21 protein-coding genes are annotated in these 18,894 nt (G+C 53.2%); 11 read left to right on the top strand and 10 right to left on the bottom strand.

The window, feature by feature from the left end; genetic code table 11:
• Positions 1-25: 25 nt before the first annotated feature.
• A complete protein-coding gene (locus tag QEN58_RS17230) occupies positions 26-1,522 on the top strand; it encodes a CoA-acylating methylmalonate-semialdehyde dehydrogenase (RefSeq protein WP_280104822.1) in 1,497 nt (498 codons plus the stop codon).
• A gap of 93 nt (positions 1,523-1,615) precedes the next feature.
• Positions 1,616-2,236, top strand: coding sequence for a TetR/AcrR family transcriptional regulator (locus QEN58_RS17225; protein WP_280104821.1), 621 nt, complete (start codon positions 1,616-1,618; stop codon positions 2,234-2,236).
• Between the two features lie 7 nt (positions 2,237-2,243).
• Here QEN58_RS17225 and QEN58_RS17220 read toward each other — a convergent pair whose 3' ends face one another.
• The gene (locus QEN58_RS17220; RefSeq protein ID WP_280104820.1) at positions 2,244-2,702 is read right to left on the bottom strand and encodes an Lrp/AsnC family transcriptional regulator; all 459 of its coding nucleotides are present in this window, start codon (positions 2,700-2,702) and stop codon (positions 2,244-2,246) included.
• 125 nt (positions 2,703-2,827) lie between these two features.
• Here QEN58_RS17220 and QEN58_RS17215 point away from each other — a divergent pair, with 125 nt between their 5' ends.
• The 4 genes from QEN58_RS17215 (at position 2,828) to QEN58_RS17200 (ending at position 6,269) form a co-directional block, all read left to right on the top strand.
• A complete protein-coding gene (locus QEN58_RS17215) occupies positions 2,828-3,775 on the top strand; it encodes a nucleoside recognition domain-containing protein (protein WP_280104819.1) in 948 nt (315 codons plus the stop codon).
• Between the two features lie 350 nt (positions 3,776-4,125).
• Positions 4,126-5,178 carry a class I fructose-bisphosphate aldolase gene (locus QEN58_RS17210; protein ID WP_280104818.1) on the top strand — a complete coding sequence of 351 codons (1,053 nt, stop codon included), beginning with the start codon at positions 4,126-4,128 and terminating at the stop codon, positions 5,176-5,178.
• Positions 5,179-5,366: 188 nt separating this feature from the next.
• On the top strand, positions 5,367-5,828 hold the full coding sequence (locus QEN58_RS17205; RefSeq protein WP_280104817.1) for an Hsp20/alpha crystallin family protein: 462 nt from the start codon (positions 5,367-5,369) through the stop codon (positions 5,826-5,828).
• Between the two features lie 36 nt (positions 5,829-5,864).
• Positions 5,865-6,269, top strand: coding sequence for an Hsp20/alpha crystallin family protein (locus QEN58_RS17200; RefSeq protein WP_280104816.1), 405 nt, complete (start codon positions 5,865-5,867; stop codon positions 6,267-6,269).
• Between the two features lie 69 nt (positions 6,270-6,338).
• On the opposite strand, the gene QEN58_RS17195 is transcribed toward QEN58_RS17200, so the two are convergent.
• On the bottom strand, positions 6,339-7,211 hold the full coding sequence (locus QEN58_RS17195; RefSeq protein WP_280104815.1) for a PhzF family phenazine biosynthesis protein: 873 nt from the start codon (positions 7,209-7,211) through the stop codon (positions 6,339-6,341).
• Entirely contained in the window at positions 7,198-7,410 is a 213-nt protein-coding gene (locus QEN58_RS17190; RefSeq protein ID WP_280104814.1) for a YjiS-like domain-containing protein, read from the bottom strand. Before QEN58_RS17190 ends, QEN58_RS17195 begins: the two co-directional genes overlap by 14 nt.
• A gap of 167 nt (positions 7,411-7,577) precedes the next feature.
• Between QEN58_RS17190 and QEN58_RS17185 the strand changes: the two genes are divergently transcribed.
• On the top strand, positions 7,578-9,017 hold the full coding sequence (locus QEN58_RS17185) for an aminotransferase-like domain-containing protein (protein WP_280104813.1): 1,440 nt from the start codon (positions 7,578-7,580) through the stop codon (positions 9,015-9,017).
• On the opposite strand, the gene QEN58_RS17180 is transcribed toward QEN58_RS17185, so the two are convergent.
• Together QEN58_RS17180 and QEN58_RS17175 are read right to left on the bottom strand one after the other, a co-directional pair.
• Complete coding sequence (locus QEN58_RS17180; protein WP_280104812.1) at positions 9,012-9,722, bottom strand: anti-sigma factor; 711 nt, start codon at positions 9,720-9,722, stop codon at positions 9,012-9,014. The two genes, QEN58_RS17185 and QEN58_RS17180, sit on opposite strands and share 6 nt — an antisense overlap.
• On the bottom strand, positions 9,701-10,264 hold the full coding sequence (locus QEN58_RS17175) for an RNA polymerase sigma factor (protein ID WP_280104811.1): 564 nt from the start codon (positions 10,262-10,264) through the stop codon (positions 9,701-9,703). The genes QEN58_RS17180 and QEN58_RS17175 overlap by 22 nt, the downstream gene beginning before the upstream one ends.
• A 187-nt stretch (positions 10,265-10,451) precedes the next feature.
• On the opposite strand from QEN58_RS17175, the gene QEN58_RS17170 reads away from it, so the two are divergent.
• A complete protein-coding gene (locus QEN58_RS17170) occupies positions 10,452-11,003 on the top strand; it encodes a fasciclin domain-containing protein (RefSeq protein ID WP_280104810.1) in 552 nt (183 codons plus the stop codon).
• Between the two features lie 67 nt (positions 11,004-11,070).
• On the opposite strand, the gene QEN58_RS17165 is transcribed toward QEN58_RS17170, so the two are convergent.
• Positions 11,071-11,694, bottom strand: a complete 624-nt coding sequence (locus tag QEN58_RS17165) for a DNA-3-methyladenine glycosylase I (protein ID WP_280104809.1) — start codon at positions 11,692-11,694, stop codon at positions 11,071-11,073.
• A gap of 12 nt (positions 11,695-11,706) precedes the next feature.
• A complete protein-coding gene (gene pcsA / locus QEN58_RS17160; protein ID WP_425270294.1) occupies positions 11,707-12,432 on the bottom strand; it encodes a phosphatidylcholine synthase in 726 nt (241 codons plus the stop codon).
• 280 nt (positions 12,433-12,712) lie between these two features.
• On the opposite strand from pcsA, the gene QEN58_RS17155 reads away from it, so the two are divergent.
• Positions 12,713-13,162, top strand: coding sequence for a GNAT family N-acetyltransferase (locus tag QEN58_RS17155; protein ID WP_280104808.1), 450 nt, complete (start codon positions 12,713-12,715; stop codon positions 13,160-13,162).
• A 21-nt stretch (positions 13,163-13,183) separates the two neighbouring features.
• Here QEN58_RS17155 and QEN58_RS17150 read toward each other — a convergent pair whose 3' ends face one another.
• From QEN58_RS17150 to codB, 3 genes are all read right to left on the bottom strand, one after another.
• The gene (locus QEN58_RS17150; RefSeq protein ID WP_280104807.1) at positions 13,184-13,660 is read right to left on the bottom strand and encodes a YbaK/EbsC family protein; all 477 of its coding nucleotides are present in this window, start codon (positions 13,658-13,660) and stop codon (positions 13,184-13,186) included.
• 77 nt (positions 13,661-13,737) lie between these two features.
• Positions 13,738-14,991 carry a cytosine deaminase gene (gene codA, locus QEN58_RS17145; RefSeq protein WP_280104806.1) on the bottom strand — a complete coding sequence of 418 codons (1,254 nt, stop codon included), beginning with the start codon at positions 14,989-14,991 and terminating at the stop codon, positions 13,738-13,740.
• A gap of 17 nt (positions 14,992-15,008) precedes the next feature.
• Positions 15,009-16,274, bottom strand: coding sequence for a cytosine permease (gene codB, locus QEN58_RS17140; protein WP_280104805.1), 1,266 nt, complete (start codon positions 16,272-16,274; stop codon positions 15,009-15,011).
• A 275-nt stretch (positions 16,275-16,549) separates the two neighbouring features.
• Here codB and QEN58_RS17135 point away from each other — a divergent pair, with 275 nt between their 5' ends.
• Together QEN58_RS17135 and QEN58_RS17130 are read left to right on the top strand one after the other, a co-directional pair.
• Positions 16,550-17,995: a diguanylate cyclase domain-containing protein gene (locus QEN58_RS17135; protein ID WP_280104804.1), complete on the top strand. Its 1,446-nt coding sequence runs from the start codon at positions 16,550-16,552 to the stop codon at positions 17,993-17,995.
• Between the two features lie 4 nt (positions 17,996-17,999).
• The gene (locus QEN58_RS17130) at positions 18,000-18,893 is read left to right on the top strand and encodes an amino acid ABC transporter substrate-binding protein (protein ID WP_280104803.1); all 894 of its coding nucleotides are present in this window, start codon (positions 18,000-18,002) and stop codon (positions 18,891-18,893) included.
• Position 18,894 lies beyond the last annotated feature (1 nt).

Raw genomic sequence — 18,894 nt, 5'->3', positions numbered from 1 at the left:
GACCTAAATTTCAGAGAGTTTAAATATGAGTGTTGTTTCCCACCTGATTAACGGCGAGTTGGTTGAAAGTAAGCGCACACTGGATGTGACCAATCCCTCTACGGGCAAAGTGATTCGCCAAGTGGCTGACGCAGATGCTGCTGATGTCGAGCGTGCCATTGCCGCCGCCCAGGCGGCGTTTCCCGCCTGGCGCGATACGCCGCCCGCTAAGCGCGCCCAGGTGATGTACCGCTTTAAGCAGTTGCTTGAAGATAACGCTAACCGCTTGGTTCAACTGGTCAGCGAAGAGCACGGCAAAACCCCCGAAGACGCCATGGGCGAGCTCAAGCGTGGCATTGAGAACGTCGAGTACGCCTGTGGGGTGCCGGAGCTGTTAAAAGGCGAGTACTCCCACAACGTAGGGCCGGGCATCGATGCTTGGTCAAATTTTCAGCCTCTGGGCGTGGTCGCGGGCATCACCCCGTTTAACTTCCCCGCCATGGTGCCGCTGTGGATGTACCCCATGGCGATTGCTTGCGGTAATACCTTCATTCTCAAGCCGTCTGAGAAAGACCCTTCTGCCTCTATGGCTGTGGCCGAACTGCTTCAAGAAGCGGGGCTGCCTAAAGGCGTGATGAATGTTATTCACGGCGGGCGCGAAGCGGTGGAAACGCTGCTGGATGCCAAAGCGGTTAAAGCCATTTCCTTTGTCGGCTCAACGCCCGTAGCGGAAGCGATTTACTCGCGCGGTACCGCTGCAGGCAAGCGCGTTCAGGCGTTGGGTGGGGCGAAGAACCACGCCGTGGTACTGCCGGATGCTGATCTGGAAAACGCCGCCAATACCTTAATGGGCGCAGCGTTTGGTAGCTGCGGCGAGCGTTGCATGGCGATCTCGGTCGCGGTGTGCGTCGGTGATGAAACGGCCAATCGCCTAGTCGAAACCCTGCTTCCTAAAATCGCCCAGCTAAAAGTCGGCCCCGGCACCCAGCGGGATCTGGATATGGGGCCGCTGGTGACCGCTGAGCACCGCGATAAAGTTCTCGGCTATATTGAAGATGGTGTACAGGCTGGCGCGTCACTGGTCGCCGATGGCCGCGATCTGAAAGTCCCAGGCTATGAAGAGGGCTATTTCGTTGGTGGCTGCCTGTTTGATAACGTTACCGCTGACATGCGCATTTATCAGGAAGAGATCTTCGGGCCAGTGCTCTGCGTCATGCGGGTCGGTAGTCTGGACGACGCCATGCAGCTGATTAACGAGCACGAGTACGGCAACGGCACCTGCCTGTTTACCCGCGATGGCGAAGCCGCCCGCCGCTTTACCGATGCTATCGAGGTTGGCATGGTGGGGGTTAACGTACCGCTGCCCGTGCCCGTGGCCTACCACAGCTTTGGTGGCTGGAAGCGCTCGCTGTTTGGTGACCTGCACGCTTACGGCCCTGACTCAGTGCGCTTCTACACCCGCCGCAAAGCGGTTTCCCAGCGGTGGCCTTCGGTCAGCGAAGCGACGCAGGCGGAGTTCTCGTTCCCTGCCAATCAGAGTTGACGTCCTAAGGTAAATAGGAGATCTTCTCAGCACCGTCGTTCTGCGACGGTGCTTTTTTTGGTACCTATCTTCGACGTAAGGGACGAGTACAGCGTGGCAAGAACCCAGGACGAAATTCGCCAGACCAACGTTAAGAAGATTCTACACGCGGCCGAGCAGCTGTTTGCCGAGAAAGGCTACGCAGGTGCCTCCATGGGGGAGATAGCCCAACTAGCCGATATTCCCAAGTCCAATGTGCACTACTACTTCTCTACTAAAAAAGCGCTCTACCAGGATGTGTTGCTAGAGCTTTTGGAGGTGTGGAAGCAGGACGCGCTGTGCTTTGAGCTCTACGATGATCCACGGGTGGTGCTCTCCACATATATTCGCGCCAAGATGAACCACTCCCGCAATCGCGCCCATGGCTCGAAAGTATGGGCTGCCGAAGTGATGCAGGGCGCACCCATTCTTAAAGAGCGCCTGCGCGACAACCTTTATGAATGGGCCAAGCTCAAAGAGTCGAAAATTCGCGAATGGGTCGAGTCGGGGCAAATCAATCCAGTCGAGCCTTCCTACCTTCTTTATATGATTTGGGCCTCCACCCAGCATTACGCCGACTTTGACTACCAAATCTACCTGCTTAATGACGACCAACCGCTGGATGACCTGCAGTTCGAAAAAGCTGTTCAGTCGGTGACCTCGGTGATTTTGCGCGGGATTGGACTGACGGCCTGAGCAGTCCTCAACGGCTGAGCTGGACGGATGTATCAAACTTATGCCGCTTACGCGACAGTAGCGTGCGGAACTTACGCATATTGTCGTCGCTATAAAGTACGCGATCGCAGAAACGGTCGTACTCATCTAAGTCAGCCACCGTTACGATCAATACAAAATCACACTCGCCGGTTACCTGATAACACTGCTTTACTTCAGGGGCGCTTAGCGCTGATGTTAAAAAACGCTGGTAGAGCAACTTGTTATCCCGCTCCATGGTGACTTCCACCACCATGTGAAGGCACTGCCCTAGAGCGTTGGGGTTAAGTAATGCCACCTCCCGCTCAATGATTCCAGCGTCGCGCAATCGATTAACCCGCTTTAAACAGGCAGAGGGTGAAAGTCCTATTTCATCCGCTAATGCATGATTGGTCAGGCTGGAATCACGCTGAAGCTGGTGAAGAATTCGTCGATCAATGGCGTCCATGTAATAACATGCTCTTTCTGTGCTTATAAAGAATGAATAGTGATTGTTAGCGACGTATTGGAAAGAATATTCTGCGTCATCCTCATTATCATATCGTTTGTTCAAATGATGGTAACGGGGGCCTGATGCGGATCAAAATTTACCATCTATTGGCTGGGGTAATTTGTTTATTGCAAGACGCGCTGCGCGTGTATGTGACACTGCTCAAGATCCTGATTCCGGCGTTGCTTATCGTCAAAGGGTTAGAGCTCTTAGGCGTTATTGGCTGGCTCGGAACGGTATTAGCACCCTTAATGAGCGTGCTCGGTTTGCCCGAGCAGTTGGGCGTTGTGTGGGCGGCGGCGCTCTTTACCAACTTGTACACCGCAATTGCGGTATTTTTCCAAGTTGTCGGTGAAACGCCTTTGAGTGTTGAGCAAGTAACGGTGCTGGGTGCGTTGATGCTGGTAGGGCATTCGTTTCCCGTTGAGGGAGCCGTTGCTAAGCGCGCTGGCGTACCTTGGTGGGCTACATTAGTCCTGCGTGTAGGTGGGGCTTTGCTGCTTGCTTGGCTCTTACACTGTTTCTATGCGTATTTTGGTTTGTTACAAGCACCTGTTGAACTGGTATGGCAACCACATTTATCGACAGCGCCTACGCTAAGCAGCTGGGCGATTGCACAGCTTGAAACAATAGCGCTTATTTTTGTGATTATTTTAGCGTTGATTGTGCTTCTAAAACTTTTAAAAAGACTGGGTTTGGAGCGCTGGATTCATCTTGGTCTACTACCGCTACTCAAGCTATTAGGCATTGGCCGCTCGGCAGCTAATGTGACGGTGATTGGGTTCACGCTAGGGCTAAGCTATGGCGCTGGATTGCTGATTCGTGATGTGCAAAATGGCGTTCTCAGTAAGCGTGATAGCACGCTTGCACTGTGCTTTCTCGGCCTCTGCCATAGCGTGATAGAAGACACGCTGCTGATCTTGATGCTGGGGGCTGATATAGCAGGTATCTTATGGGCACGGCTGCTGTTTGCCATTATTGTCACCGCGATGATTGCCCGTTGGCCCAAAACTACGGTGAATAATAAATAGGTCGCTACGTTTTTATAGATGCCTTGAACTGGCAAACTCTCGGCAAGCCCACACGCCATAACGAGTACCATGACAGGCCGGTCTGAAGAAGTCGTAAGACCAACGTATCATTCGGAAAGACGCTCAGTCGTTTACCTCTTCGATCTTGAGAAGTATCGAACTGATGGCCGGTGTTATCTTAGAAACTAACCGACGCCTGCAGACTAACTTCCAGTGGGTCGCCACCACGACGCGCGTGCTTCCGCTATGCTCTATTGAAGCGCTGGGCTTTATTGAGCCGATAGGCTTCATTGAAGCAGCATTTGGCATACACTTACTTTTTGTAACATACAAGTATAAAGGAGCGCACCATGACCGATATAACTGCTTTGCTCGGCAGCGATGCCGATAGTTTGCTGAACCACACTTGTCAGGGTGTTCGACGAGAAGACTTACATCTTCCTGGTCCCGATTTCATTGATCGTGTGATGGCCGATAGTGATCGCAGTCCTGCGGTGTTACGTAACATGCAGGCGTTTTTCAATCATGGCCGTTTGGCGGGTACCGGTTACCTCAGCCTGCTGCCGGTAGATCAAGGCATTGAACACTCGGCGGGTGCCTCTTTCGCGCCTAATCCGCGCTACTTCGACCCGGCCAATATCGTTGAGTTGGCGCTCGAAGGTGGTTGCAATGGCGTGGCATCGACGCTGGGTGTTTTATCGTCGGTGGCGCGGCGCTATGCCCACAAGATCCCGATGATGCTCAAGCTTAACCATAACGAGACGTTGAGCCATCCAGCGATATACGATCAGACGCTATTTGCCGATGTAGACCAGGCCCACGACATGGGATGCGTGGCGGTGGGGGCGACGATTTACTTTGGCTCCCATGAGAGCCGTCGGCAAATCATGGAGATTAGCGAGGCCTTTGAGCGCGCCCACCAATTGGGAATGGTAACGGTGCTGTGGGCTTATCTGCGCAATCCTGCCTTCAAGCAGGACGGCACCGATTATCACGTCGCAGCCGATCTCACCAGCCAAGCTAATCATATGGCCGCGACCCTTAAGGCAGATATCGTCAAACAGAAATTGCCCGAGAATAACGGCGGCTACCGAGCGGTGGGTTTTGGGCATACCCACGATAAGGTCTACAGCGAACTGACTACTGACCATCCCATTGATTTGGCCCGCTACCAGGTCGCCAACTGCTTTATGGGCCGCGCGGGTTTAATTAATTCCGGCGGGGGCTCGAAAGGCCACTCCGATCTCGGCGAAGCGGTTCGTACGGCTGTGATCAATAAGAGAGCAGGCGGAATGGGCTTGATATCGGGGCGCAAGGCGTTTCAGAAACCGATGCAGGAAGGCGTTGAACTGCTGCATGCGATTCAGGATGTTTATTTGTCCAAAGACGTTACGGTTGCCTGATGGCCGCGTTTAGCAACGGCCACTAAACCGGGCTTGATGCCGCCATTGGCAGCTTAAAAAAGCCAAAAAAATGGCGATTGAACCCCTTGAAAACCGTCTGAACGCTCCTATTTTGCAGATTAAGGAGGCGCTGATCTCTGATGTAGTGGCCTCCTTCGACCATCTGTTTAAGCTAGGAGGTATTCGCAATGTTTGACGATATTAAGCGTTTCGAAACCGGTTTGCCTAGCCAGTTTGACTGGTTTAGCCAGTTGCTGGATGGCTTCTTTCCCGATGGCAATGCGGCGGATATTCGCGCTGTGCCGCGAGGCAGCTTCCCCATGATCAATGTCGCTCGCAGTGACGATACGGTCAGAGTGTATGTGTTTGCAGCGGGATTGGCGCCCTCGGATCTGACCATTGATGTTCAAGACAATGTGCTCACCCTGCGTGGCAAGCGTGAGCCTGTGATGAGCAGTAACGACAATGGAAGTACGCCCCCGGTATTCCGCCGTGAACGTGCCCACGGTGAGTTCGTGCGTGCCATCGCACTACCTGACGGCTTGGATGCCGAGCGGGCAGAGGCGCGCCATAACCATGGTGTGTTTGAGATCGTGCTGCCCAAGCGCGAGGAACTCAAACCGAGGCGTATAGATGTTCAAGTGGCCTGATGACTGTTTATTGACCTTGATAAGGAGGAATAAACTATGAATACCGTCGTTCGTTCATCTAATCGTGCCCCGCTTCAACAGCGTGGCGAGGAACAACGCCAACTGCAAACCGAAACCCTGCTGCCGGCGGTGGATATCATCGAGGAACCCAATGCCCTCAAGCTGGTGGCGGATATGCCTGGCGTGACACAGGAAACGCTGAAAGTAGAGCTCGACAACAACGTGCTGAGCTTAGAGGGTGAGATAGCCTTGGACATGCCTGAAGGGCTGAGTGCGCTGCATGCCGAGGTGCGTGGTCAACGCTTTGCGCGGCGTTTTAACCTCAGCCGAGAAGTGGACGGTGATGCGATTTCCGCGACTCTCGTCAATGGCGTGCTGACGTTAACGTTGCCCAAGAAAGATAGCCACCGCACGCGCCGTATCGAAGTGCAGGCGGCATAAAAGTAGGCAACTGACTGAAAAGCCGAGTGTCCGCTAAATCACGGGCACTCTTTTTTGCGAGTCGATTGGCTATCGTTCCAGGTAAAACTCGCCTTTGCCCACCACGTTTGCACTACCGCCCACCGTCACCAAGCCGGGCTTGATCTCGCCATTGGCGGCAGTGTAGATAATACTAGGCCGACCCATCTCAACACCTTGATGAATATTGCACTGCAAGGTGTCTATTTGAAGAGATGCTAAGTAGCCGGTCAATGCTGCTGCGGCGCTTCCTGTGGCGGGGTCTTCGCAAATGCTGTCATGCATACAAAACATGCGGCTGTGAACTACCGTTTCTGCACCGCCTTGTTGTTCAATCACATACAGGTAAATTTGGACGGCACTGCTCGCCATAACGGCACTGTCCCAAATGGTTGTAGAAATGCGCACGCTCTCTAACGCTGCCACGTCGGTGAGTTCTATCAAATGATAGGGTAGCCCGAAGGAGGCAATCACCGGATCACCCATTACCTGATGGATGTCCAATCCCAGCAGCTCAACGGCAGTAGTGCGATCAATAGTGCTGTCTGTGATCATGGCGGGCTGGGCGGTCTGAAACGTTGCTCTATCTTGTTCATAATTAACCACTAACTTGCCGATGGGAGGCTGGAGCACAATGCCTTGCTCGTGGTTCACTAACCCCAACTCCCTTAGCAGATGCGCGGTGCCTACCGTGGGGTGGCCTGCAAAAGGTAGTTCACGAGTTGGCGTAAAGATCCGCATCGGGTAGTGATTCGTTTCAGTGGCAGAACTTAAAAACACCGTTTCGGCCAAGTTAAGCTCATTAGCCAGCGCTTGCATGGTACTGGCTGACAACCCATCAGCCTCTAGAAAGACGGCCAATGGGTTGCCGGTAAACGGCTGTTCGGTAAAGACGTCGAGTAGGTAATACTCAGCGGTTTTCATAAGGCCCCTCATCGAGTGGTGTATGCTTCCAAAACGCTTTATGTCCCTCTTTGAGCGCTTGTGTACGGTCAATACCGATATCATCAAGTAGCCTGTCATCAAGTGCCAGTAACTGGCGGCGGCTACGACGGTAGTGGCGGTATTGACGCATTTGTAGACCTAGCTGATAGCGAAGCTGTGTGAGGCTGAAGCGTGGCATAGCGACTCTCCTGAAGTGCGGTGTGCTTATTCAGATTACTCAGCGCCACTGTTTAGATACAGATATAGACTTTATTATTATCAGGATACAGAAAGGCGTATTATACCTCTGTATGGTCGCTGTAAATGGTATCTGTATCGTTGTCGAGCTTTAGTCAGGAGGGTGTCATGACGCGCTATGAAGAGGTTGCTACTGTTTTGCGAGAGCGTATCGAGCACGGTATTTACCGTGTAGGCGACCGTCTGCCCTCCATTCGCGCAGTGTGCCAGGAACTGGACGTTAGCATTTCGACGGTTCAGGAGGCCTACCGCCAACTAATGGACGTTGCATTGATCGAGTCTCGACCAAAATCGGGCTACTTTGTGCTGCCTAGCCGCGTGCCATCGGTTCTGCCGTCAGTCTCACGACCTGCACAGCGTCCGCTGGATATTTCACAATGGGATCAAGTACTGGAGCTTGTTGCCACTCAGCGTGATGATGTGCGGCTGCTTCTAGGGCGAGGCATACCGAATTTTGAATATGAGACGCTGCGACCGCTGTCGAAAATACTTGCTGGCCTGCATCGCAGTAATGACTTACATGGGTTCAACTACGACAAGTTGAGCGGTAGCCCTGAACTTCGTCAACAGGTAGCGCGGTTGGCTATTGCATCCGGCTGCTTGCTACACCCAGATGACATCATGGTGACCACCGGCTGCCAGGAGGCACTCTCGATTGCGCTGCGCACGCTAACCCAGCCGGGTGATGTGGTGGCTGTCGACTCGCCCAGCTTTTACGGCACCATGCAGATACTCAAGGCCAACGGCTTAAAAGCGCTGGAGATACCCACCGACCCGCAAACGGGCATCAGTCTGGAAGCCTTGGAGCTGGCGCTGGAGCAGTGGCCGATCCGCGCGATACAGGTCACACCGACCTACAATAACCCACTGGGTTACACCATGCCCGAAGCACGCAAGCGGGCGCTTTTTCAGCTCGCCCAGCGTTTCGACGTGGCCATTATCGAAGACGATATCTACGGTGATTTGTCATTTAGCCTACCAAGACCGCGCACCGTGAAATCCTTTGATGACGATGGGCGAGTAATGTTGTGCAGCGGGTTTTCCAAAACAGTCGGGCCTGGGTTGCGGGTGGGCTGGCTGGCGCCAGGCCGCTATCGTGATCAGGCGCTGCATATGAAATACGTTTCAACCGGCGCCTCGGCCACGCTGCCGCAACTGGCGGTGGCGGAGTTCGTCGCCAAAGGCCACTACGAGCGCCACCTGCGCTATGCCACCCGCCAGTATCAGCGCCAGCGCGATATCATGATCAGTTGGGTGCAGCGCTACTTCCCAAAGGGCGCGGGTATCAGCTATCCACAGGGCAGCTTTTTGCTCTGGGTGGAGCTGCCCGCCGCGGTGGACTGTGTGCGCCTTAACCAACGCTTGGCGCAGCGTGCTATCCACGTAGCACCGGGCTCGCTGTTTTCCGCCTCCGGCAAGTTCCGCCAGTGCCTACGTTTGAACTATGCGTTTACGCTAACGCCTGCCATCGAAGACGCTGTGCGAACCGTGGGGGAAATCGCCACCGAGATGGTGGAAGAAGCACAGGCGCATGAGGTTGTCTTATAAATTGAAATTACTACCCGCCATTGGCGTTAAACGGCCATGGTCGATAATCGGCCCGGTTGGTTGTCCACCGGGAGCGCCCCCTTGGGGCTCAACACTGACGGCTAAATCGGCAGTGAATAATTGTGCGCGTAGCTCAGCACTGGGTTGTAGGCGTCGGCTACCTTGCTCAGGTAGCAGGCCCAGCGAAATGGGCGTGCCATCGGCAATCAACCACAGCTCGCCGGTCTGTTCGCTATTGACCTGGGTTGGTTGAACCGCTTGCACAATCAGCTCTCCCCCCTCGGTGGCGCTAATGATCCAGCCTGGCGTACGCGATTCGTCCTGAACCACGAACACCGCTTCTCCTTCTGGCGGTGTAGTCAGCTCAGCTTGTTGCCACAGCAGGCCCAGCGCGACCGCGATTACTCCAAAACTGGCCGCCATGGCCTGCCATGCGCCCATGCGTTGCCACCAGCGTAAAGGTAACGCCCCGGTCGCCGCGGTAATGCGCTGCCAGACCTCTTTAGGCGGTGTCTTAGGGTCCAGCCGCTCATTGAACAAGTGTAGATGTTCCCGCCAATTTTCCACGTCATTACGTAGGTCATGGCTGACAGCCAACAGTGCTTCAAAGCGTGCTTTCTGATCGCGATCCAATACGCCCAGCACGTACTCGCCAGCCGCCAGATGGCGATTATCAGGGTCGCTTAAATCCCATTGGTTAGACATGTTTTTAACCTCTCGAGTCCACGGCGGATCCAGCTTTTGACACTGCCCAGCGGTTGGGACATAGAGCTGGCAAGCTCGCTGTGAGTCATACCCTGAAAATAGGCCATTTCCATTAACTGGCGCTGATTACCACTGAGTGTGTCGAGGCAGTCATTCAGTTTGGCGCTTTGCTGATGACTGATGCTGTCATCTTCAGGGTCGTCGGTGCCTAGTAGCGTTGCTAACAAGGGTTCATCGGTGGTGGAATCCTGGGGTTTCTGGCGGCGCAGCCAGTCGATGCCAATATTGCGAGCGAGTGTGGACAGCCAGGTCATCGGCTTGGCTCGTGTGGCGTCGTATTGGTCGGCAGCATGCCAGATTCTGATAAAAACATGTTGGAGACAATCCTGTGCGGCACCTTCATCTCTTACTATACGCAGCAACTGAGCATATAGATGCGCACTGGAGGCACGATAGAGGCGCTCGAACGCGCTGCGGTCGCCCTGGGCGCAGCCGTTGAGTTGTTCAATAAGATATTGGTGGCGTTGTGTGGCATCTAGCATTCAGGCATCTCAGCACAGTAAACCGAAACGTCAGTCTTGGTGAGCCCGCCGTTGAAGGCAAGAGGCGAGGAGTAAGCAGCGAATAAAATATTGTTGAGATAATTTGCATCCACTTAGGCATCAGGCGCGTAAGTGTTAGTGAGCTTGCATGGTTGAGCTCTTTTAATTACAACCAGGAGATGCCCCAATGAAACTCAAACTTCTTACTGCTAGCCTGTTTGCTGCTGCCCTCTATACCGGTGCTGCCGTTGCCGATCATGGACCTACTACGGTAGGCGGCGCTAGCATGCTTCCCGAGCGCAATATCATCGAAAATGCGGTTAATTCGGGTGACCATAAAACGCTAGTGGCCGCCGTTCAAGCGGCTGAACTGGTTGATGTGCTGCAAGGCGAAGGCCCCTTTACTGTATTTGCTCCGACCGATGAAGCCTTTGCGGCATTGCCAGAAGGTACGGTTGAGACCTTGCTGAAACCTGAGAATAAAGCGCAGTTACAGACCGTTCTGACTTATCACGTTGTGCCTGGCAACATGAACCGGGACGCATTGTGGGAAGAAATCATGGAAAACGATGGCACCGTGGCCTTCAAAACCGTACAAGGCGAGTACCTTACCGTAGCGCGCAATGGTAATAACCTGATGGTCATGGATGCCCAGGGCAATAGTGCCAACATAACCGTCGTGGATGTCGCGCAGTCGAATGGCGTTATCCACGTAATCGATAGCGTATTGATGCCCTAAAGCTTCAGCACACAACGGATAATGACAGTTATTCGTTTTAGATTACGTTTACCCACCGTCTGGCTTGCTAGGCGGTGGGTTTTTGTCGATCAGATGGCCGTAAAAAACGTTCTCGGGCGCGAGTTACTGGTTCGCGAATGACACATTCTTCGGCATGATCATTAAGCAGCCCCATGGCCTGCATAAAGGCAAAAGCGGTAGTAGGGCCGAAAAATTTCCAGCCGCGCTTTTTCAACTCCTTGGCAAGGGCGATAGATTCAGGCGAGGTGGTCTGTGTTTGTGGCACCGCTAACGCGACAGGCTCATAGCGCCAGAAGAAAGCAGCCAGCGAGCCTTCCTGCTCGACCATCTCCTTTGCACGTTGGGCGTTATTAATGGCTGCTTCGATTTTTCCACGATGGCGAATAATGCCCGCGTCTTGAAGTAAACGCTGCACATCGTCTTCGCCAAAGCGGGCGACTTGGTGGAAATCGAAGTGGTGAAAGGCAGCGCGAAAATTTTCGCGTTTATTAAGAATCGTGCGCCAGCTTAAGCCCGACTGAAAGCTCTCTAGACACAGCTTCTCGAAAAGCCGCTGATCGTCGTCTACGGGAAAGCCCCACTCGTTATCATGGTAGGGCAGAAATTCTGCTGCGCCGCCACACCACTGGCAGCGTGGATATCCATCAGGGCCGATAAAGTCGTTAGTCATCAGCTTTGCTCATTAATCAAACCACTCTTGGGCGGTGCGCCATAAACACATACCAATAAAATAAGCTGACGTAATGCCCCACCCCCATAGTGCCCAGGCGGCATGCTCGGGGCTGGAGAGCACCAGTGACGTAGCGCATACACACCACACCAGCGTCACGGCGATATTGAGTGGCATAAACAAACGCACCCGAAACGGGTGCAGAAACTTCATTCGTGTCACGGTGAGGACAGCCAGCAGTACGATAGTGGCAAACGTGATGAACGGAGGAAGGTCGAGAACATAGAAATAGGCGGCGGCGATGTTCCAGGCGGCAGGAAAGCCAACGAAGTAGTTATCCTGGCTTTTCATATCGACGTTGCAGAAACAGAACATCGAGGACAGCAGGATTATGAAAACTGATAGCAACCCTAAATAGGGTGGCAATTCAATAAAGTAGTAGATAAACAGGGCGGGAATAAAGGCCCAGGTTAGGTAATCGATGACCATATCGAGCGTTGAGCCATCAAAATGGGGGAGTATGGCCTTCACTTCATATTTGCGGGCCAGGGTGCCATCGATACCATCAATCATCATCGCAGCACCCAGCCAGAGGAGACAGGCGACCGGGTTATCGTCGACCAGTGCGAGCAGCGCCATCGTACCGAGCAGCACACCGCTAGCGGTAAATATATGCACGCTCCATGCCTTCCATATCGAGGCGCGGGATTCTGTATGCGAAGAGAGCGGTTGAGCCACATTAACCCCATCGGGAACGTGGTGTCCCCTTGCTGTGCGATTTATTGGTAGGCGTGTTAAAAAACCATACCCTATCACTGTTTTTTTATATCGGCCGCTTAAATTGCTGCCGCACCGCCACACCATTGGCAGCGGGGATATCCGGCAGGGGCGATAAAACCGAGCATGGTAACGTCTCTGATTGTGTTTTTTATACTGTATTCCATTGTCTAAACATTGTTTACTCAATGTTTAGACCTAGACGGTTAAATCAATGGTAAGCATGGCAGGAGGCCCCACCATGAACACGATTCGCTCAGCTACTATTAACGATCTTGACGCTTTAACAAGGCTGTTGGATGGCTATCGCCAGTTTTATCAGCAGCCGAGTGATGTCGATGCGGCGCGTGCTTTTCTGCGCCAGCGCTTTGGTCAGGCGGATTCACGCATCCTGGTGAGTGAGGATGCTGAAGGTGGGCTCACCGGTTTTGTGCAGCTTTACCCGGGGGTTTCCACGGTGGGCTTAAATGCCCGCTGGACGCTAAATGATCTGTTTGTGCTGCCGGAGTGTCGTGATAAAGGCACCGGGAGAGCATTAATGGAAGCTGCCACCCAGCTTGCCCATGATCACGGCGTTTCACGCTTGATATTAATGACGCAAGTAGAGAACGAACGCGCCCAGCACCTTTATGAATCATTGGGATGGCAGCGTAATACGGCTTTTTACGGTTATTTACTGGACGTTAAATAATAAAAGGTTATAGATGCGTGCTTAAGTGGCATTTTCTGGCAACTTACACACATCCACCCACTCGGCGTTGACCAGCTCAGCCAGTCGCTTGGGGCTCAGGCGCACGGCGCTGTTGGGTGAGCCAGCGGCGGGCAGCACTTCGTCATAGGCGTGGAGCGATTCATCGCAGTAAATCGGCAGATCGGTGGCGAGGCCAAAGGGACAAACGCCGCCAACCGGGTGGCTGGTGAGTTCCATCACCGTCTGGGCGTCGAGCATTTTGGCCTTGCCGCCGAAGGTATCGCGAATTTTGCGGTTGTCGATACGCGCATCGCCACTGGCCACAATCAATAGCGGCTTTTCACCGACTTTGAAAGCCAGGGTTTTGGCGATTTGCCCTGGTGCTACGCCGTGGGCGTCGGCGGCCAGTTGTACCGTGGCGGTGCTGGTTTCAAGTACTTCGATGTTGATATCCGGCGCGTGCTCGGCAAAAAATTGGCGAACGGTTTCGATGCCCATTATGCAGTCCCTCGCTTATTAACACCTGTCGGTAACGTTCGACGGTTAAATAGATAATCTAACGTGCTGCTGATGCATTAGCCAAGCCACAGAGGGGTGACGATCTTGGCCGGCTCCCGCTGCATAATGACCTCGCCGTGGCGCACCGAAAGCAGCACCTCGCCTTGATTACGCAGCACGCTGTAGTCATCCTCGCCCTCCAGCAGATTGAAACTGGCGGGTTTGCCTACTTCAATACCGTAACGCGCTTCAATATTGAGCGTGCGGGCGCTGTTGTCAGTAATGAGTGAAAGCGCCTGGCTGAAGTCCTGATAGCCCATCATCTGGCAGATATGCAGGCCAAAATCCAGCGTGCGCAGTAGCTTGCCATTACCCAGGGAGTACCAGGGGTCGAAGATGGAGTCCTCGGCAAAGCAGACATTAATGCCTGCTTCGTTGAGTTCTTTTACGCGAGTAACACCGCGGCGTTTGGGGTAGGTATCGAAGCGCCCTTGCAGGTGAATGCTTTCGGTGGGGCAGGAAACAAAGTTGATGCCCGAGCGTTTAAGCAGCAGAAACAGCTTTGAGCAGTAGGCGTTGTCGTAGGAGTGCATCGCCGTGGTGTGGCTGGCGGTAACGAGGCTGCCTAAATCGTTAAACAGCGCTTCGCAGGCGAGCACTTCAAGAAAGCGCGAGTTAGGGTCGTCAATTTCGTCGCAATGTACATCCACCAAGCGGTCGTACTTGATTGCCAGTTCGACTACCCGCTTCATGGAGGCCACGCCCAGCTCGCGGGTGTATTCGAAGTGGGGAATACCACCTACCACATCGGCGCCGAACTCCAATGCCTCCTCCATTAGCTTTTCGCCGCCGGGGTAAGAGAGCAGGCCGTCTTGCGGGAAGGCGACCACCTGTATGTCGATTTTATCTTTCAGTTCATCGCGCAAAGCACACAGGGTTTTAAGCCCAATAAGGCTGGGGTCACTGGTATCGGCGTGAGTGCGTACAAATTGAACGCCATTGCCGATCAACAAGTTAAGCGTTTTTAGCGCTCGCTCGCGAATGTCCGCTTCGGTGAGCATGGGCTTCCGCTCGCCCCAACGCTCAATGCCTTCAAACAGCGTGCCGCTCTGGTTCCAGCTTGGCTCTCCCGCCGTTAGGGCTGCATCCAGATGAATGTGTGGCTCAATAAAGGGGGCACATACGAGCTTGGCGCCCGCATCAATCTGTCCTTCGCTGGCTGTTTGCGGCGCGTCTTGAACGGTAATCGCCGCAAACGTGCCATTCTCAATCTCAAGTCGGTAAAGCTCAGGGCGCTGGCGTAGGCGGGCGTTGATAATTTGCATGCTCATATAAAACAGGGGCTCACTTATTGTTTGGCAGTAGAGGGAAGCGTATCGCTTAGCGTTGCGTGGTTTAAACGTAGCAGCACGGCGTAGCTACCCGCTGCCACCGCCACGCCCACCAGCGGGGGGAGTAACGGGGAAAAGTAAGCCGCGCCTGCACCGATGGCATAGGCGGCTAACCCTCTGCGGTTGAAGTCGGGTAGTTGTGCTTTATCCAATGCGGGGTAGCGGCCTTTATGCTTGAGCCAGAAGTCCGCCATGATCACCCCGCCCATGGGTGGTATAAAGGTGCCGAGTAGCACTAGAAAGGGAATTAGCAGGTTATACATGCCGCCCACCGCCAGTACAGTGCCAATCGCCGCGCCGCCTACCGTGACCAGCCGACGCTTTTCGGTGCGCAGTAAATTGCAGCCCGCCACGGCGAAGTTATAAATGGTGTTGTCCTGGGTCGTCCAGATATTCAGAAACAGCATCAGCACGGCAATGGTGACAAACCCCTGGGCGATCAACACATCCACGATATCCGCCTGCTGGTAAATCATGGTGCCGAGTGCCCCCGTTAGCACCATTAAGCCGTTACCCACAAAAAAGGCCGCCAGTGTCGCGATCACGGCAATTTTCGGCGTTTTGGAGAAGCGGCTCCAGTTGGTCGCTTGGGTGCCGCCGCTGATAAAGGTACCAATGATGACGGTAATCGCCGCCGCCACGCTCATGCTTTCCGTGGGCGTTTGCTGGCTCAGGCCCGCAAAGCCACGCACATCCACTAGGCCGGTGAACAGGCTAATTAAGATAAACAGCATCATCGCGGGGACGGCAAAGCGCGACAGCCAATCCATCCCCTTGTAGCCAATCATGGCGGTCACGCAGAAACCAAACCCAAAGAGCACCATTAAGGGGATTTCCAACCATTCAGGCATCCCGGTGGTGCGTACTAATACTAAGGCAATCGTGGCGGTGCCCCAGGCGTACCAGCCAATCTGGGTGAAACCGAGAATAAAATCAGAAAGTTTGCTGCCTTTCTCGCCGAAGCAGAAGCGCCCCATCAACACCGAATTGAGCCCGCTTTTACACGCAATATAGGCGAGGGCTGCCGCATACATCCCCAGCAGCAAGTTGCCAATCACTATGATCCATAGCAGTTGGCCAATCGAAAAGGCTTGGCCTAACGTGCCGCCCGCCCACATGGTGGCGGTGAAAAACGTAAATCCAAGCAATACTGCCGAGGTAGAAAGCAGGCCCTTGCGGGCGCTGGTAGGGACTTCACTAAGAGGGTAATCCGACGTTTGCATCACGTTCTCCTAACATAAGTAAGCGAACCTGTAAGCTACTTACGAAGCAAGAGATATGCCAAAAAGCCTAGATCAATAAGAATGATTACGCGTGTAATTTTCATAAGACATTCTAGCTCTTTTTAATGATACTTTAGCAATTAAAGCCTAATTTAATTTATACGCTTGCCGAAGAAAAGAGTGGTCAAAAAAACTGTTCAAGCAACAATTGTTCGTTGCGATTACAGCTAATAAATAGGCCCACTGCAGCTATAGCCATGAAGGAACCGGAGTAGATGCCAGAACCCCAGCATAGGAGTGTTTCACTACCTGCGGCTAAACTTCCTTGGCATCATACCCTGGTGGGTAAGGTGGTGATGTTTATGCTGATGGGCGTGCTGTTTGCGTATTTAACGGGGTCGCTGTCAGGTTTTTTTATGGTTGAGCGCGGGGCTCGGGAGCAGTGGATGCGCGAAGCGCAGGTGAATGCCCAGATAGTGAGCGCGACTATCAGGCGTATTTATACGTCCGTGGCAGTGAAGACAGATGGCACTGGGCAAGTCACGCATATCATTTCCCAGCGCCCGATAGGCGATGAAGAGTCGGTTCTGGAAACTGGGTTTAGTCCGATTGATGTATTGGCGCTGGCAAGTGCACAGACACGTAACAACGTATGGCTGTTCGCGACGTCTTCAGAGGGCTTCACCATCGTGGCCGATGCACTTAATACACCATCAGACTCACCATCCAATCTGGAGAACAATACGTGGCATACAGCATCGGATGCCGCTGATTTTTATGTTGGATTTGCCAGCATTGGCGGTGAAGAGCACTTCATTAGCTCATTGCCCATTGTTACTTCTAATGGACAACTGTTAGGCGTTCTAATAGCCACTATAGGCCAGAAAACGGGGCTATATCAGATGCGTGATGATCTGGTCAGCAAAGCGTTTATAGCGCTAATGGTGGTATTGGTCGCGACAGCCCTGCTAGTCACTATTTTGATGCGTCAGTTATTCACACCTGTGCCGGTATTAATTAGATCGCTTACCGCAATCGCTAAAAACCAGACCGCTGACAGCACGCCATATACCGACCGAAACGATGAGATTGGCCGGATGGCAAAGGCCATAGACGCGCTTCGTAAGAAAGTCATTGAGCGTGAACACTTACTTGAAGTTAAAGACGAAGCTCTGCGCTTTCAGCACCTTGCTCATCATGATGAGCTGACCAAACTGCCCAACCGCGTGCAATTAAACAACGCTTTAAAAACCGCGTTGCACTCAATGCTTCAAGGTGACGTATTTAATGTCATGCTGTTTGATCTTGACCATTTTAAAGCAGTAAACGATAGCCTTGGGCACGCGGCGGGGGATGCTCTGTTAGTTGAAGTCAGTCAGCGGGTACAGAAACTGCTGAACCACAATGATTTGGTGGCGCGCCTTGGTGGCGATGAGTTTGCCATCATTCAACGCGTTGTGCGTAGTGCCACCAGTGAGGCAAAAGTGCTGGCAGAAGCGATTGTGTCTACTCTACGTGAACCGTATCAGTTTGATAGCCAGGAAATTAACATTGGAGTGAGTGTTGGCATTGCAACCGCGCCCGTCGATGGCCGCAATAGCCATGACTTGCTACGCCACGCAGATCTGGCGCTCTATGCGGCCAAGGCGAAAGGGCGTGACCGCTATATGCTCTATGAATCAGGGATGACAATGAATTTGGGGATCAGCGAACAAAGGTAAGCCTATGAAGTGGCTAATAGCGTTATTAGTGACTAGTGCGATGTGGCAAGGCGCCGCTGCTAGTGAGGAGATAGCCTCGTCACCAACGTTGTCGCGTATTGCGTCGACTAGTGAGATTGCTATTGGTCATCGCACCAGCGAAGTCCCCTTCTCCTACCTGGTTAACGACCAACCGACAGGCTATGCGATCGACCTGTGTCTAAATGTCATTGAAGGTCTGGAGGAAACCTTGGGCCTAGGTGAACTCAAGGTAACTTATGTACCGGTAACCCCTGCAAATCGATTTATATTAGTGCGTAATGGCGACGTGGATATCGAGTGCGGCGTGACCACCAATACCCCCGAGCGTCGTCGTCAAGCCGCTTTTTCGTACCCTCATTTTCTAACCGCAACGCGCTGCGTATCTCTCGCCGGGCAGCACATGGACAGCTTGCAGGATCTAGCGGGTCGTAGCGTGGTATCTACCACGGGCACTATCAATATTGCCCAGCTTAACGAGCTTAATCGCACCGAGGGGCTCAATATATCGGTAATGCTCAGCCGGAACCATGAAGAAGCCTTTAATATGGTCGCCTCCGGGCAGGCTTCGGCGTTTGTGATGGATGGTATTTTGTTAGCTGGTTTGGTTTCATCTGCGCCTGACCCTGCTGCTTTTCATGTTTCCCAGGCAACACTGAGTAGTGCCGAGCCCTATGGCTTAATGATGCCGCCTGATGATCCTTTTTTTGTTGAGCTGGTAAATAAGGAACTGCGTAATATTTATCAGAGTAAAACCATTCAGACGCTTTATGAAAAATGGTTTTTACAGCCACTCCCTCCTGATAACCGGGTATTGAACTTGCCGCTAACGCCAGCGCTTGCCGCTATTTTCGCCAATCCTGAGCAGTACACAGAGTAGA

The sequence above is a fragment of the Halomonas alkaliantarctica genome, from assembly GCF_029854215.1.
GTDB classification, from domain to species: domain Bacteria; phylum Pseudomonadota; class Gammaproteobacteria; order Pseudomonadales; family Halomonadaceae; genus Vreelandella; species Vreelandella alkaliantarctica_A.
Note: the sequence above shows the minus strand (reverse complement) of the source record. Positions and strands in the feature narration are given on the sequence as shown.

Excerpts from the sequence above, each read along its gene's own strand:
- QEN58_RS17230 (WP_280104822.1), top strand. The coding sequence starts at position 26 with ATGAGTGTTGTTTCCCACCTGATTAACGGCGAGTTGGTTGAAAGTAAG.
- QEN58_RS17220 (WP_280104820.1), bottom strand. The coding sequence starts at position 2,702 with ATGGACGCCATTGATCGACGAATTCTTCACCAGCTTCAGCGTGATTCC.
- QEN58_RS17215 (WP_280104819.1), top strand. The coding sequence starts at position 2,828 with ATGCGGATCAAAATTTACCATCTATTGGCTGGGGTAATTTGTTTATTG.
- QEN58_RS17210 (WP_280104818.1), top strand. The coding sequence starts at position 4,126 with ATGACCGATATAACTGCTTTGCTCGGCAGCGATGCCGATAGTTTGCTG.
- QEN58_RS17205 (WP_280104817.1), top strand. The coding sequence starts at position 5,367 with ATGTTTGACGATATTAAGCGTTTCGAAACCGGTTTGCCTAGCCAGTTT.
- QEN58_RS17200 (WP_280104816.1), top strand. The coding sequence starts at position 5,865 with ATGAATACCGTCGTTCGTTCATCTAATCGTGCCCCGCTTCAACAGCGT.
- QEN58_RS17195 (WP_280104815.1), bottom strand. The coding sequence starts at position 7,211 with ATGAAAACCGCTGAGTATTACCTACTCGACGTCTTTACCGAACAGCCG.
- QEN58_RS17190 (WP_280104814.1), bottom strand. The coding sequence starts at position 7,410 with ATGCCACGCTTCAGCCTCACACAGCTTCGCTATCAGCTAGGTCTACAA.
- QEN58_RS17185 (WP_280104813.1), top strand. The coding sequence starts at position 7,578 with ATGACGCGCTATGAAGAGGTTGCTACTGTTTTGCGAGAGCGTATCGAG.
- QEN58_RS17180 (WP_280104812.1), bottom strand. The coding sequence starts at position 9,722 with ATGTCTAACCAATGGGATTTAAGCGACCCTGATAATCGCCATCTGGCG.
- QEN58_RS17175 (WP_280104811.1), bottom strand. The coding sequence starts at position 10,264 with ATGCTAGATGCCACACAACGCCACCAATATCTTATTGAACAACTCAAC.
- QEN58_RS17170 (WP_280104810.1), top strand. The coding sequence starts at position 10,452 with ATGAAACTCAAACTTCTTACTGCTAGCCTGTTTGCTGCTGCCCTCTAT.
- QEN58_RS17165 (WP_280104809.1), bottom strand. The coding sequence starts at position 11,694 with ATGACTAACGACTTTATCGGCCCTGATGGATATCCACGCTGCCAGTGG.
- QEN58_RS17155 (WP_280104808.1), top strand. The coding sequence starts at position 12,713 with ATGAACACGATTCGCTCAGCTACTATTAACGATCTTGACGCTTTAACA.
- QEN58_RS17150 (WP_280104807.1), bottom strand. The coding sequence starts at position 13,660 with ATGGGCATCGAAACCGTTCGCCAATTTTTTGCCGAGCACGCGCCGGAT.
- codA (WP_280104806.1), bottom strand. The coding sequence starts at position 14,991 with ATGAGCATGCAAATTATCAACGCCCGCCTACGCCAGCGCCCTGAGCTT.
- codB (WP_280104805.1), bottom strand. The coding sequence starts at position 16,274 with ATGCAAACGTCGGATTACCCTCTTAGTGAAGTCCCTACCAGCGCCCGC.
- QEN58_RS17135 (WP_280104804.1), top strand. The coding sequence starts at position 16,550 with ATGCCAGAACCCCAGCATAGGAGTGTTTCACTACCTGCGGCTAAACTT.
- QEN58_RS17130 (WP_280104803.1), top strand. The coding sequence starts at position 18,000 with ATGAAGTGGCTAATAGCGTTATTAGTGACTAGTGCGATGTGGCAAGGC.